The following is a 13,487-nucleotide window of genomic DNA, read 5'->3' as shown; positions in this document are numbered from 1 at the left end:
CCCGCACCGGGACCCTCGGGTCCGGGTGCGGGCGGCGCCGCGTCGTGGGGTCGAGTCCGACGTCGCGCCGCGAGTCCGACGTCGCGCCGCGAGTCCGACGTCCGGAGGGTCGGACGGCGCCGGCGACCGGTGCGACGTCGGACTCGGCGCTCGCCGTCGGACCGGACGGATCAGGCCCGGCGGCGGACGAGGTGCGCGGCGACCGCGGTGACATAGGCGCGGAAGCCGTCGAGGGCCAGGGGCACCGCGGCGGCGACGAGGTCGAGGTCCAGCGCCGCGTACTCGTGGACGATGACGTCCCGCAGTCCCGTGGCCGGAGCGAGGCGCTCGCCCAGCTCCCTCGGCAGGGCACCCGCCTCGACGGCGGCGGCGAAGGACGAGCGGTAGTCCAGGGGAGCGCGACCGAGCTCGGCCACCGCCAGGTGGCTGTTGACGTCGACCGCGAGGTCGACGACGCGGCTGAGCAGTCGCTCGACGCCCGCCGCGAGCAGCGCGTCGTCCCGCAGCCGGTCCGCGTCGACGCCCCCCACGCTGGACAGGGTCCTCAGCGCCGCCTCGATGAGGTCGAGCTTGGCGTGGACGACACCGCCGTCGAGCGTGGGCGGCGGGCTCATCGGTCGGCCAGCAGCTCGAGGTCCCGGCGGCGCATCCGCTCGGTCTCCATCTCGGTCGTCAGTGCGGCCATCTGCGCGAGGGCGTACCGGCCCGGCGCGGCCTCGAAGAGAGGCTCGGCGCCCGGGCCGAGCGCCCGGCTGCGGGCGACGACGCCGGCGCGGGCCAGGTCCATGACGTCGACGGCGTCCCAGTGAAGGAGCTCGACGAGCTCGGTGACGACACCGACGAGGTCCCCGCCGGGGCTGCCGAAGCGGATCGCCACGTCGAGGTCGCGCGGCGCCGGGCCGCCGACGTCTGCGCGCGAGGCGCGCACGGCGCTGCTGAAGGCGGAGAAGAGGTCGACGTCGTGCCGTCGGCAGAGGTCGGCGAGCCGCCCGCCGGACGCCGCCGCTCGCAGCGCGTCGAGCGCCTCGAGCGCGGTCGTGCTCATGGCGGCGAGGGTAGAGCGCCAGGTGGGGCGGTGACTGCAGGTGGCGGCCTCGCAGGGCGGACCAGGGCTCCGGCCGAGCGACGGCGGGTCGGGCTCGCCGTGGGCGGGTCCCGGGACGGAGGCGCTGGTGCAAGCAGCCGCCAGAGCGCCGTCGCTCCCGGTGGCGCGGCGGTCTGCCACGTCGGCGCGGGCGGCTCGGGGTCGCGGGCCGCGCGCAGGGCCTCCGCCTCGGCGCGCAGGTCGGCGCGCTCCTGCTCGGCGGCGCGCTGCTCCTCGCGCAGGACGGCGGCCGCACCCGCCAGCTGCTCGCGCGCCGCAGCGGCCACCGCGGCCGGTACCGCCGCGAGGGCCCGCAGGTCCTCGTCGACGCTGTCGCCCTCCCAGCCGCCCTCGCCCGTGAGCGCCTCGAGGTCCAGCAGCGGGTCGCTGACGGCGGTCGCCGCCCAGTCGACGTCGCCGAGCGCGGCGCGGGTGCCCTCGGCGTTCGTCCATGACCGCCACGCCCGAGCCAGCGCGACGGCCTCGTCGTCCCGCGTGCGGGCGTCCGCGTCGGCGCTCCCGTCGGCGGCACGGGCGTCCTCGTCGGCCTCCCCGGCGCGGCGCTCGGCGTCGAGCACCTGCCGCTCGCGCTCCTCCAGGGCGGCGGCGTCCGCCTTCCGCGCCGACGCGAGCCCCCGGCGGTCGCCCGCGGCCCGGCCGACCTCGCGGGCCGCCGCGGCCGCGGCGGGGACGTCCTCCGGCGCGACGTCGAGGGCTGGAGCCGCCGGTCGCACGAGCGCGGCGGGCTCACCCTCCAGGCTCGTGCGTACGACGGCGTGCTCGGCAGCGACGGGCTGCGTGCGAGCCGTGACGGCGCCGGGGAGGGAGTCCGCCCCGGTTCCGGCGGCCCGCAGCTGTTCACGTGCCGCGTCCACCCTCCGGTCGGCCGTCCGGGCGGCCTCGACCACCTCGGTGGCCCGGGCCGCGAGGTCCTCGGCGGCGGCCTGCTCGCCGGCGCGGGCGGTCGCGGCGCGGGAGATCTCGCTGCGGGCGAGGCGGTCCAGGTCCCCGACCCGACGCTCGCGCAGCTCGATGTCGCGCGCGCTGCGGTAGGCGGCGGAGTCCCGGAGCCCGGCGAGCGTCGCGCCCAGCTCCTCGTCGAGCCCGGTGAGCTCGCGCACCGCCTCCTCCGCGCCGCCGCGCTCGGTGAGCAGCCGATCGAGGTCGGCCCGCCGCTCGTCCGCCGCGGCCTCGGCGCCGGTCAGCGCCGCGGCGGCCTCCTGCGCCGTCGTCGCGACGCCGGTGACCACACCCGCGGCGTACCTGGCGTACACGGCGACGAAGGCCTCGAGCGCCGCGGCGTCGGCCTCGAGCCGGCCCTGCGCCTGCCGGGTCTCCTCGAGGCCGTCGAGCTGCTCGCCCGCGCGCAGGAGCTCGGCCTCGGACAGTGGCGGCAGCGCCTCGGACAGGATGGTCGGCAGGCGGCCCTCGTCGATGCGGTTGCCGACGTCCGGCGAGCGCAGCGTGTGCAGCAGCTGCAGGAGGCCCGCGTAGCGCTCGGCGCCCACGTCACCGGTCAGGCCGAAGACGGTCGTCCGGACCCGCTCGCGGTGCTGCTCCGGTGACGTGGTGACCCGGTCGGCGCCGACGAGCTCGGTGAGCGCCTCCCGCGACAGGGGCTGGCGGTCCTCCCCGAGCAGCGGCAGCGCGGGGCCGACGCGCAGCGGGGTCGTGAAGTAGGAGGCCTTCGCCTCGGTCGTCGACGTCGAGAAGCGCACCAGGGCACCGACGGTGAGGTGCTCGACGTCACCAGCAGCGTCACCGCCGCCCTCGGCGTCGTCGGGCGCACCGGTGGCCCGGTCCGCGACGTCGGTGAGGTCTCGCTCGCGGGCCAGCTCGAGCCAGACGTAGCCGAGGCGGTTGCCGCTCTCGGGGCCGCCCTGGCGCATGAGGTCCTCGAGCCGGACGCGGCCCGACCCGGTGGCGTCCATCTGGCGGCGATCGGCGTCGAGCAGGAACGGCAGGAGCAGCTCGAGCGCCCGGGACTTGCCGGAGCCGTTGGTGCCGCGCAGCACGAGCCGCCCGCCGGAGAGGTCGAAGGTCTCGTCGTAGTAGTGCCAGACGTTGACGAAGCCGGCCCGGTGCAGCCTCCAGCGGTGCGGGTGGTGCTGCGCCGGCGTCTCGTCCGCCGACGGCGTCCCGGCGGGGCCACGGTCGAGCAGTGCGGTGGTGGTCGTGGGAGCGGTCACGTCAGGAGCCCTCCAGGTCGAAGAGCGGGGCGTCGGACGCGACCGGACCCGACGCGGTGGGAGCCTCGGCGGCGCGGCCCTCGGCGCCGCGGCGGCGGGCCCGGGTCGGCGCCGCTCGCTGCGGGTCGGGGCGGTAGCGCGCGGCCGCGGGGTGGACGACGAGACCTTCGTCGGTGCCTCGGCCGAGGGAGAGGGACTCGAGCAGCACGACGGCCTCCCGTCGCAGCCGCACGGGTTCGGTGACGAGCGCCTCGGACCAGACGGCGGCGTTGCGGTCGGCGAGGTCGGCCACCTCCTCGTCGACGAGCGACCACGGGGCGAGGACGCCGGGCACCTCGCGCCCGTCGACGACCGCCCTCGAGTCGACGCCCGGTCGGGTGCGGTCGACGACGGCGTCGAGCAGCAGCAACGCGGCCTGGCGCACCGTGCCGGGGCCGGGGAAGACGACGTCGGTGACCTCCCCGTCGGGGTCGTAGGCCAACGCACCCTCGGTGCGGACCTCGAGCACCAGGCCGAAGGCGTCGTCGAGGACGCGCGCCAGGTCCCGCCGGTCACGGGAGAGGGCGTCGGCCTCGCCCGCGGTGAGATCCTCGCGTCGCACGAGGGGGTCCTCGACGAAACGGCGCCGCAGGGACCGCCGGTCGGCGCCGGGGACGCCGGACGCCGCCGTTCCCGGGTCGATGTCCTCCTGCCGGGGCGCTCCGCCCGCCGACGCCTCGCCCGCCGCGGCTCCGTCCCCGCTCGCGCCCGCCTCGTGCGGTGGCCGACCCGCGGGTGCGTCGTCGGTCGTCCTCGACGTCTCGCTGCTGGACGTCTTGCTGCTGAGTGTCTCCTTGCTGGACGTCTCCGGGGGCGTTGAGACGACGGCTCCGGGCCGCAGCGCGTCCTGGAGCGGGCGCGCGAGCAGGTGCGGCAGCAGCGGCCGGTGCACGGTGAGCAGCGCCTCGTCGCGCCGCTCACCCCAGGCCCCGACGCTGCCGTCGGTCTCGCTCAGCACGCCCCAGCCGACGAGCACCTCGACGGCCGCGACGAGCTGGCGCCGCTCGGAGAGGGAGTCACCGACCTCGATGCCGGCGGCCGCGGCGTCGGCGCGCACCTGCTCGACGAGCGCGGAGACGAGCACCTGCTCGCCGACGTCGGGGGCCAGCAGGCCCGCGCACAGAAGGCTCAGGTAGGCGTAGGTCCGCGGCGTGAAGGCCTGGTCGCCGCGACGCAGCGGCCGCGACGGGGCCGCCGGTGCCGGCGGCTCCTTCACGAGCCGGGCGAAGGAGGCTTCGACGACGAGCGAGCAGCCCAGCTGCGTCGAGAACACCTGGCGCAGGGGGGTGGCGTGCCGTCGGACGAGCGCCAGCGTCTGCGGCGCCGTCCGTGCCGTGACGAAGGGCGTCATCAGCAGAGCCCGGGCCGCCTCGCGGCGCTCCGCGGCGTCGTGCGCCTCGGTGGAGGCGAGCGCCGTCGTCGAGCCGTCGCGAGGGCTCACGTGCCCCACCGCCGCTCCTGCCCGGTCGGCTGGTCGGGTGCTTCATCGACGGACCCCACCGACGCGCGCCGGGCCCGCAGCCGCAGCCCGTGCACGGTCGCCGTGCCGTCGTGCGCGGCGACGACCGTCACCTCTCCCGGCGCGGCCTCGACCACGACGACGAGGTCGAGGTCGTCGTCGGTCGCCTCGAGCGGCGCCGTGAGCAGCGGGTCGACGGCGAGCAGGCCGGCCACCCTGTCCAGCAGCAGGTCCCGCGCCGCGGGGGAGACGCTGGCGCCGTCGAGGTCCCCGGCGGCCGCGAGCTCTGCGGCGGCGGCGCGGCGCTGGGCGAGGTCCTCGGCCGCCTCGGCGAGCAGGCGCTCGCGGTCGAGCCCGGGATCCGGCACGCGCGGCGTCCGGCCGCGGGCCGCCCGGTCACCCCTCTCGCGCAGCGAGACCGGGACGTCGACGGGGTCGGCGTCCCACCACGACGTCGTCGCCGAGGCGTGCGCGTCGGGCTCGTCCGGGCCGACGAGCAGGTGCCGGGCCGGGTGGGCGCCGAAGGCGGCGGCGAAGAGGTGGTGCGCCTCCTCGTCGGTGCACTCGGTGAACCACGAGGCGAGGCGCAGGAGGTCGCCGCGGCGCGACACCCCGCCGGAGGCCGAGCTGATCATCCGCTTGGCGTTGGCGATGAGCTGGCCGAGGGCCTGCTCGGTGGCGCCGCGCAGCTGGGCGGGCCCGGAGCGTCCGCCGGCGCCGGTGTACCAGCCGGCGAGCCCGTCCCAGTCGGCCCGGGCGCGCCCCTGCGCGAGCAGCCCGCCGGACGCGGCGGCGAACGAGGGGAGGTCGGCCAGCAGCCCCAGCAGCCGGTCCAGGTGCGGCTCGACCCGCCCGAGGCGCTCGACGACGGCGGGCGAGTGCCGCGCGACGTCGGCGCTGATGAGCTCGACGTAGTCCAGCAGCAGGCCCTTGAAGGCCTCGTACTCCTCGCCGGCGAGGTCGTAGCGGGACAGCCTGGTGGCGAGGAAGGCGTAGAAGTCCTTGACGCTGTCGGTGAAGAGCGACTGGTTGGCGAAGACGGTCGTCACGTCGGCGGCGAGCGCCTCGGCGTCCGGCTCGCCGACCTTCAGGGCCGTGAGCAGCCGGTCGAGCGCGGCGACGGTGCCGCCGAGCAGCTCGCGGGCGACGTCGCGCGCCCCGTCCACCGCGTCGAGGACGGCGTCGACCTCCCGGTGGACGCGGCCGCCGAGCGGCGAGACCTGGTAGCGGGAGCGCGAGCGGGTGTAGTCGCGGATGGTCGCGACCCGCGCGTCGTTGGGGGAGGCGACGAGGTTGCCCCACTCGAGCAGCTGCTCGCAGCGCTGCTGCGCCACGGCCGCGTCGAGCTCGACGCCGCTCTCGGCGAGCTGTGCAGCGACGTCGCCGGCGGACAGCTCGGCGAGCAGCGTGCCGGTGAACAGCCGCATGACGGCGAGGTACTCGGCCGACGACTCGGCCGTCACGTACCGGTACAGCAGTGCGCGCTCCGGCATGCCTCCCCCTTCCCGACGTCCCGCACCGTAGGCGAGGGGTCCGACATCGGACGCCCTCGTCATACGCGGACGACCCGGGGCCCGCCGACTTCCTCGATCGGGTCGAAGTCGTCGTCCTGCGTGACGACGTCCATGCCGTTGGCGGCGGCCACGGCGGCGATCCACAGGTCGTTCACCTTCGCGCGCCGTCCCGTCTCGGCCAGACCGACGCGCAGGCGCGCCCAGTGGCGGGCCACCTCGGCGGTCACCGGGAGCGGCTCGACGACGGACACGGCCTCGAGCGTCACGAGCCGACGCGACCGCGTCTCGGTGTCGCGAGCCGCGAGGACGCCGGCGTGCAGCTCGGCCAGGGTGATGACCGAGACGGCCGTCTCCGCGGGCAGCGCCGCGTCGTCGAGCGGTCGGCCGGTCTCCCGGGCGATGAGGACGCTGGTGTCGAGCAGCGCCGGACGCGACGTCACAGCGGGTCGAGGTCGTCGGTGGTCTCGCCGGCGAGGGCGTCGAGGTCCGCGCGCAGCCCGGGGTCGGCCTGGTGGCGACCCAGGAGCTCGACGAGGTCGGCGCGGGAGAGAAACCGGCGGCGTCCGGTGCGCACGGGGCTGATCTCCGCGACCGGCGACCCATTGACGGTGATGGTGACGGGCGTGCCCTCGGCGACCTGGCGCAGCACCTCTGCTGTGTGCTCGCTGAGGTGCCGGGACGAGACCGTCGTCACGGGACGAGTCTGCCCCCCACGTGGTGCTCGCGTTGACGGCTCACGGGGCACGCGTCAACCAGCCAAGCCCACGAGGTCCGCCAGCCGTCCCACCTGCTCGGTGAAGAACGCCTCCTGGTCGGTGGTGACGCCGACGAGGTGGCCGAACAGCTCGGCGCTCACGAGCCCGAGGGTCGAGCTCCAGGCCAGGACGGCGCGGGCGCGAACGTCGTCGTCGAGCGCGGGGTGCTCGCCGCCGAGCACGGGCGTGACGTCGGGGCCGACGAGAGCGGTGCGGTCGGCGTTCGGGGCCCGCCCTGCCAGCCCGCCGGAGTACGCCGCGTCGCCGAGCACCCGCCCGAAGACGGCCGCCGAGCGCATCGCCGCGACAACGGTGTCCTGCGGCGCCGCGTACCCCGGCACGGGGGAGCCGTAGAGCAGCCCCCACTCGTGCGGGTGCGCCAGCGCCCACGCGCGGACGCCGCGGCTGACGGCGACCCACCGGTCGCGCGGGGCGAGGCCCGGGTCGTCGGCGTCCTCGGCGGCGGCGCCAAGGGACTCGTAGCCGGCGACGAGCAGCCGCGTGAGCAGGTCGTCGCGGCTCGGGACGTAGCGGTAGACCGCCGACGACGCCAGACCGAGCTCGCGCGCGACCGCCCGAAGCGACAGCGCCGCCGCGCCCACTTCGGCGAGCTGCCCCCGCGCCGTCTCGACGATGTCTGCCGTCAGCGCCTCGCGGGCGCGCTCCCTCGCCGTCTGCACCACCCCGCCACCGTAGCGCCGCTCGCAGACGAGAGCACTGCTCTTGACATGTTGACCGCTTGGGAGTGCACTGCTCTCGTCAGTGAGCAGTGCACTCGTCGAGGAGGTCGTCGTGGGACGTTACGTGGTGGTGGGCAAGGGGCCGGTCGGGTCCGCGGTCGCGCGGGTGCTGGTGCGGGAGGGGCACGACGTCGTCGTGGTCTCGCGCAGCGGCGGCCCGTCGAGCGAGCAGGTGCGGCACGTCGCCGTCGACGCCGCGGACGGTGCGGCGCTGGCCGCCGCGGCGCAGGGGGCGGACGTCGTCTACAACGCCGTGAACCCCAAGGACTACACGCGGTGGGCGGCCGAGTGGCCGCCGATCGCGGCGGCGCTGCTGCAGGCGGCGCAGGAGAACGACGCCGTCCTGGCGATCACGGGCAACCTCTACGGCTACGGCCGCCCGAGCGGCCCGATGACGGCGTCGACGCCGCTCGCCGCGACCGAGTCCAAGGGCGCTCTGCGGGCTCGCATGTGGCACGACGCGCTCGCCGCTCAGGAGGCCGAGCGGGTGCGGGGCGTCGTCGAGGTGCGGGCGTCGGACTTCGTCGGCTCGGTGCCGGCGGCGCAGTCGCACCTCGCGCGGCAGGTCGAGACGCTGCGCAAGGGCGGCCGGGCGTGGGTCATCGGCGACCCGGACGCGCTCCACAGCTGGACGTACGTGCCCGACCTCGCCGAGGCCCTCGTGCGGCTGGGCTCGGAGGAGCGGGCGTGGGGCCGGGCGTGGATGGTGCCGAGCGGGGAGCCGCGCTCGCAGCGCCAGGCGCTCACCGACCTCGCCGCGGCCATGGGCGCGCCGGCGCCGAAGGTCAGCGGCATCCCGTGGCCGGTGCTGCGCGGCATCGGCCTGGCGAGCGGGCAGATGCGCGAGGTCGTCGCCATCCGCCACCAGTGGGACCATGACTTCGCGCTCGACGGGTCCGAGACGACCGAGGTGTTCGGGCTCACGGCGACGCCGTGGGCGGAGGCGGTGGCCGCGACGGTCGCGGGAGTGCCCGCCGGCGACCGGCGATGACGCCCGGGTGGAGTCAGCCCGCCCGGGCGGCGTAGAAATCGGCGCCGGGGATGGCCGCGAGCAGCTCGCGCGTGTACTCCTCCTGCGGGTCGCTCATGACGGCGTCGACCGGGCCGTGCTCGACTAGCCGCCCGCGCCGCATGACGACGACGGCGTGCGCCACCTGGCGGACCACCGCGAGGTCGTGGGTGATGAACAGGTAGGCGACCCCCAGGTCCTCCTGCAGCTCGTGCAGCAGCTGCAGCACCTGGTCCTGCACGAGGACGTCGAGCGCCGAGACCGCCTCGTCGAGCACGACGAGCCGCGGCTCGACGGCTAGCGCGCGGGCGATGGCGACGCGCTGGCGCTGCCCCCCGGAGAGCTCGGCCGGGCGGCGCTGGGCGGCGTCGCGCGGCAGGGACACCTGGTCGAGCAGCTCGCCGACCCGACGGCGCCGCGAGGCGCGGTCGCCCTCGCCGAAGACGCGCAGCGGCTCGTCGACGAGGCGCTCGATGCTCATCGTCGGGTCGAGCGAGGCGTACGGGTCCTGGAAGACCGGCTGCATCGCCCGGCGCACCGCCCGGCGGCGGGCGCCCGTCGCCTCCCCGACGACGTCGTCGCCGACGAGCAGGCGCCCCGACGTCGGCGCCTCGAGCCCGAGGGCCATGCGGGCGAGGGTCGTCTTGCCGGAGCCGGCCTCGCCGACGACGGCCGTCGTCGTCCCGGCGGGGACGGCGAAGGAGACGCCGTCGACGGCCGTGACGTCGCCGGCGCCGCGGCCGCGGACCCGGTAGGTCTTCGTCACGTCGTCCACCGTGAGCACCGGGGCGCCGTCCGCGGTGTCGTGCCGTCGCGGCCCGGCGTCGCGGTCGGCCGTCCGGGCGGCCCGGCGGACCTGCGCGCGGGCGGCGCTGACGCTCGGCGCGGCGGCGACGAGCCGCTGCGTGTAAGCGTGCTGCGGGTCGGTGAGCAGCTGCGCGGCCGGTCCGCTCTCGACCACGCGCCCCTTCGACATGACGACGACCGTGTCGGCGCGGTCGGCGGCGAGGCCGAGGTCGTGGGTGACGAGGAGCATCGACGTCCCGGCCGCCTCGGTGAGGTGCTCGAGGTGGTCGAGGATCTGCCGCTGCACGGTGACGTCGAGCGCCGACGTCGGCTCGTCCGCCACGAGCAGCCGCGGCTCGCAGGCCAGGGCGACGGCGATGAGGACGCGCTGGCGCATGCCCCCGGAGAACTCGTGCGGGTACTGGCGGGCGCGGCGGGCGGCGTCCGGGATGCCGGCGAGGCCGGGCAGCTCGACGGCGCGCTCCCTGGCCGCGCGACCCGTCGCCAGGCCGTGGGCGCGCAGCACCTCCTCGACCTGCGCGCCCACGCGCATGACGGGGTTGAGGTTGCTCATCGGGTTTTGCGGCACGAGGCCGACCTCGCGCCCGCGCAGGCGCAGCAGCCGCGCGTCCGAGGCGTGCGTGACGTCCTCGCCGGCGAAGGAGATGGTGCCCCTGGCGACCCGGCCGCTGCCGGGCAGCAGCCCGATGAGCGCCGCGGCCGTCGTCGACTTGCCGGAGCCGGACTCACCCACAACGGCGACGCGATCGCCCTCGCGGACGGTGAGGTCGACGTCGACGACGGCCGGCACCTCCGCCTCGCCGGTGCGGTAGGTGACCGTCAGCCCGCGGACCTCGAGCAGCGGCGGGCCGAAGACCTTCTCGGGCGCCGCCCCCGCCGCGACCTCGCCGTCGCCGTCGTCGTCGCGCGAGCCCGCGACCCGGGCCCGCAGCGCGCGGAAGGCGCTGCCAGCGCCCTCCGCGGCCCGCCCCCGCAAGGTCGCGCCGGTCCCGTCGTCCGCCGAACGGCTCACCCCGCTCACCGCCCCACCGCGTAGCCCTGGTCGCCGCGGGGGTTGGCCGCGGCCTGCAGCAGACCCGTCGCCGGGTCGCGCATGACGACGGACAGCCGCTCGAGCGACCAGTCGCCGGCTCGGGTGACCACGTGGCCGCGCCGCTCGAGCGAGCCGATGACCTCCTCGCCGAGCCGGTCCTCGACGACGGCGCCGCCTGGCGTCCACGTCCGCGGCCAGAACGAGCCGGCCATCGACGTCATGTGTAGCGCCGGCGCGTCGATCGCCTGCTGGGGCGTGCAACTCGCGACGTGACGTCGGACTCGGTGAGGGAGGACCGGCCTCGGACGCCGGCTAGCTGCACCTCGACGCCTTCTCGAGGGAGAGGGCGCTCTCGTCGTCGCGCGGGTGGCACCGGGCGACCATCGTCCGGCCGCGGATCACCACCTGGCTCAAGGCGCGCGTGGTGATCCGGCCGCTGCTCGACCGGTAGGCGATGACGACCGCCGCGTCGGTGTTTCGGCGTGCAGGAGCAGCCGCGCCTGGCCCGTCGGCAGCTGCGGCGCGGCGAGGCACAGCAGGAACTCGTGCACTTCGACGGAGCCGGTCGACTTACCGCGCTCCAGGGACGTCACAATGTCCAGAAGCGGGGCTTAGACGTCCGGCGCGGCGCCGTCCGGTCCCTCGGATTCGTCCGACGGAGACGACCTCAGCGTCGGTCGCCGGGCCGCGGCCGGCGGCATTCAGTCAGATGTACTCAGGTGGCTGACTGTCGGGGGGAGCTTCAGTCACCCTGAAATGGTGAGTGCGCGCGCAGTAGCTGTGGTCAGGACCAGGACTGCGTCGGGGGTCGCCGCCGATGTAGAAAGCGTTGCCCTGACTGCCCGGGCTTTTTGGGTCACGTGCGCCTAGGGTGAGGGCGTTCGTGGCGTTCCGCAGCATCGTCGCCAAAGATCAGGTGCGTTGCGGGCGTCGTTCTTCGACTCGAACAGGCGGATGTCACCGGTGACGTACCGGTAATGGTCGACATCACCTTTGACGACCATCGCGTCTTACAGTCGCGTCACGTACCACATCTCGGTGAGCCCCTACTTCGCCGTGTCGGTGTCAGCGGCGGGGCGGTCCATCCACGCGTGGACCTACTCGTCGATCACCTCTTCGTCCTCAAGGCGCTCGAGCGAGGTGACCTGCCAGCCCTCCTCGGTGGGGATGTGCTCACCACGCTCGGTGAAGAAGTTGTCGCGAACCTTCGCGATCGGTGCAGTTTCTTCAGCGGACGGCGACTTGGCCGACTTGTCGAAGTCCGCTATACGCATGATCTCCATCTGGTCGCGGCAGTCGGGGTCGTCCTGGACCTTGGAAAGCGAGCTCGGTGGTGCGCCCTTCGGCGTTGACGTCGGCGAGGTCGTCGACCATGCGAGCGCGGCCGCGCTCGAGAAGGCGGACCTGGACCCTGAGGCGCGCTCGTTACCGGCAGCCTTCACGGCCGCAAATAAGCGGGAGCGGGCGACCGCGGCGTCACCGACGCACTCGTAGGGTTGAGGGCCTGAATTCATAAAGTGGAGCCGCCCGGCGGGGCCACCTCAGTCCCTAGGCGAATAGATATGCTACCCGCCGCCGTCAGTAGCGCATACTTGTGGCCCTCCCGTCGTGACCAGTTCCTGTTCAGTCTCTGCCTCGACGAGGCCCTCCTGGAAGGGCAACGCTCTTCCCCACGCCTCCGAGACTTCAATGCGGCACACTCCCGCAGCATGGAGCTGCTCTCGTCCCCGCTGCTGACCACGCTCGCCGGTGGCGCGCTCGTCCTCGTGACCACCCGCCTGTCCGAGCGAAGTCGCCGAGTGGAGGCGCGCAAGCAGGCCTGGCGAGGAGTACTCAGGCGGTTGTATCGAGCCAGCGACGACCTGGACGGAGCGCGAGAGCTGCCGGACAGTGAGGAGCGAGCGAAAGAGATCCGTCTCACCCTGCGCGACTTCCGACGGGCCCTAGATGAGGCCTACCTGCTAGTGGAATCCACGGAAGATCTCAACGCAGTGGATGCGACTGCCAGCGCCTACAACGACATCGAACGCACCCCTGATGGCGACAGGCTGACGGGAGCACTGCATCTCAGCATTGTTCATCTGGCCGACGACGTCCTTGGGCCGATGCGCGTGCCGATCACATCTGTCCTTGCGGAGGTCTTCGCGCCGATGCGCAGTTCTCGCACAGGCGATCGGTTTGGAAAAGGGTAGAGCCCCGTCGAGAACACCGTGGTGAACCGGCGTCTTCGACTGGGCTCATAAGCACCATTCAGCGCGTCAGGGGGTCGGCGTGGGGGCCGGCGCGACCAGCGCGGTGTCCGCAGGACGCTCACCCTTGTAGACGAGACCAGGGTGCCCTCGTCGGACTCGAAGATCAGCGTGACCGTTGTCTTGGTCTGCACGTGGCCCGAGTAGCCGGGTAACGTGGAGCGAGCATCGGGGATGTACAGCGTCTTGAAGATCTCGCCGTCGTCCGGGAATGGCAGGACAGTCTCCATGTCGATTTGCTGGCTGGTCAGCGGGCCGACGACCTCGGCCGGTGGCGACTTTGGAGATGCGGGCACCTTCTCGTGGAGCTCGTGCTAATCGCGGGGCTGGGCGTCGAAGTGCTGATTGACGATCTGGGCGTTGCCCAGTCGCTCGTGGCGGTCGAGGCTGACGCGGTAGCTGACGTTGACCGACTGCACCGTGGCGCACCGGTCGGACAGCTCGACAGCGCCGACGAAGACGTTGATGACGCACCCACGCAACGCGGTAGGGCGGACCGCGGTGACGGGCTCGCGGAGGCTCGGGGTAATCGGGCTCTTCATACCTGCGGTGGGGGCGGTGACGACACGCCGGTCGTGGGCTGAAGGTGGGTGAGGGTCGAGGTCCTCA

At 74.7% G+C, this 13,487-nt stretch carries 13 protein-coding genes and 1 pseudogene; 2 read left to right on the top strand and 12 right to left on the bottom strand.

Features of this window, described 5'->3' with window-relative positions; translation table 11 throughout:
- Window positions 1-170: 170 nt before the first annotated feature.
- From Q0789_RS14755 to Q0789_RS14720, 8 genes are read right to left on the bottom strand one after another with little or no spacing between them, the layout of a single operon-like run.
- Window positions 171-614 carry a DUF86 domain-containing protein gene (locus Q0789_RS14755; protein WP_298806525.1) on the bottom strand — a complete coding sequence of 148 codons (444 nt, stop codon included), beginning with the start codon at window positions 612-614 and terminating at the stop codon, window positions 171-173.
- Complete coding sequence (locus Q0789_RS14750; protein ID WP_298806523.1) at window positions 611-1,045, bottom strand: hypothetical protein; 435 nt, start codon at window positions 1,043-1,045, stop codon at window positions 611-613. Before Q0789_RS14750 ends, Q0789_RS14755 begins: the two co-directional genes overlap by 4 nt.
- Complete coding sequence (locus Q0789_RS14745) at window positions 1,042-3,273, bottom strand: hypothetical protein (protein ID WP_298806522.1); 2,232 nt, start codon at window positions 3,271-3,273, stop codon at window positions 1,042-1,044. The genes Q0789_RS14750 and Q0789_RS14745 overlap by 4 nt, the downstream gene beginning before the upstream one ends.
- 1 nt (window position 3,274) lies before the next feature.
- A complete protein-coding gene (locus Q0789_RS14740; RefSeq protein ID WP_298806520.1) occupies window positions 3,275-4,753 on the bottom strand; it encodes a TIGR02678 family protein in 1,479 nt (492 codons plus the stop codon).
- Window positions 4,750-6,264: a TIGR02677 family protein gene (locus tag Q0789_RS14735; protein WP_298806518.1), complete on the bottom strand. Its 1,515-nt coding sequence runs from the start codon at window positions 6,262-6,264 to the stop codon at window positions 4,750-4,752. Before Q0789_RS14735 ends, Q0789_RS14740 begins: the two co-directional genes overlap by 4 nt.
- 59 nt (window positions 6,265-6,323) lie before the next feature.
- A complete protein-coding gene (locus Q0789_RS14730) occupies window positions 6,324-6,725 on the bottom strand; it encodes a type II toxin-antitoxin system VapC family toxin (RefSeq protein ID WP_298806516.1) in 402 nt (133 codons plus the stop codon).
- Window positions 6,722-6,979, bottom strand: coding sequence for a type II toxin-antitoxin system Phd/YefM family antitoxin (locus Q0789_RS14725; RefSeq protein ID WP_298806514.1), 258 nt, complete (start codon window positions 6,977-6,979; stop codon window positions 6,722-6,724). The genes Q0789_RS14730 and Q0789_RS14725 overlap by 4 nt, the downstream gene beginning before the upstream one ends.
- Before the next feature lie 54 nt (window positions 6,980-7,033).
- Window positions 7,034-7,723 (bottom strand): TetR/AcrR family transcriptional regulator, encoded by a 690-nt coding sequence (locus Q0789_RS14720; protein ID WP_298806512.1) that lies wholly within the window; start codon window positions 7,721-7,723, stop codon window positions 7,034-7,036.
- Between the two features lie 109 nt (window positions 7,724-7,832).
- On the opposite strand from Q0789_RS14720, the gene Q0789_RS14715 reads away from it, so the two are divergent.
- Window positions 7,833-8,771 (top strand): NAD-dependent epimerase/dehydratase family protein, encoded by a 939-nt coding sequence (locus Q0789_RS14715; RefSeq protein ID WP_298806510.1) that lies wholly within the window; start codon window positions 7,833-7,835, stop codon window positions 8,769-8,771.
- 13 nt (window positions 8,772-8,784) lie between these two features.
- On the opposite strand, the gene Q0789_RS14710 is transcribed toward Q0789_RS14715, so the two are convergent.
- The 3 genes and pseudogenes from Q0789_RS14710 to Q0789_RS14700 all read right to left on the bottom strand — a co-directional run bounded on the left by Q0789_RS14710 (window position 8,785) and on the right by Q0789_RS14700 (window position 12,071).
- On the bottom strand, window positions 8,785-10,437 hold the full coding sequence (locus Q0789_RS14710; protein WP_366917749.1) for an ABC transporter ATP-binding protein: 1,653 nt from the start codon (window positions 10,435-10,437) through the stop codon (window positions 8,785-8,787).
- A 176-nt stretch (window positions 10,438-10,613) separates the two neighbouring features.
- A pseudogene (locus Q0789_RS14705) lies at window positions 10,614-10,922 on the bottom strand (gamma-glutamyltransferase); the annotation flags it as partial.
- A gap of 804 nt (window positions 10,923-11,726) precedes the next feature.
- Window positions 11,727-12,071: a hypothetical protein gene (locus Q0789_RS14700; RefSeq protein ID WP_298806506.1), complete on the bottom strand. Its 345-nt coding sequence runs from the start codon at window positions 12,069-12,071 to the stop codon at window positions 11,727-11,729.
- A gap of 267 nt (window positions 12,072-12,338) precedes the next feature.
- Here Q0789_RS14700 and Q0789_RS14695 point away from each other — a divergent pair, with 267 nt between their 5' ends.
- The gene (locus Q0789_RS14695) at window positions 12,339-12,821 is read left to right on the top strand and encodes a hypothetical protein (RefSeq protein ID WP_298806504.1); all 483 of its coding nucleotides are present in this window, start codon (window positions 12,339-12,341) and stop codon (window positions 12,819-12,821) included.
- Between the two features lie 371 nt (window positions 12,822-13,192).
- On the opposite strand, the gene Q0789_RS14690 is transcribed toward Q0789_RS14695, so the two are convergent.
- The coding region (locus Q0789_RS14690; RefSeq protein ID WP_298806502.1) for a hypothetical protein at window positions 13,193-13,487 on the bottom strand (295 nt) is incomplete at its 5' end.

Origin of the sequence: uncultured Pseudokineococcus sp., from assembly GCF_947499845.1 — a bacterium.
GTDB lineage: Bacteria > Actinomycetota > Actinomycetes > Actinomycetales > Quadrisphaeraceae > Pseudokineococcus.
The sequence above is the reverse complement of the archived record's forward strand: the minus strand, read 5'-3'. Positions and strand labels throughout refer to the sequence as shown.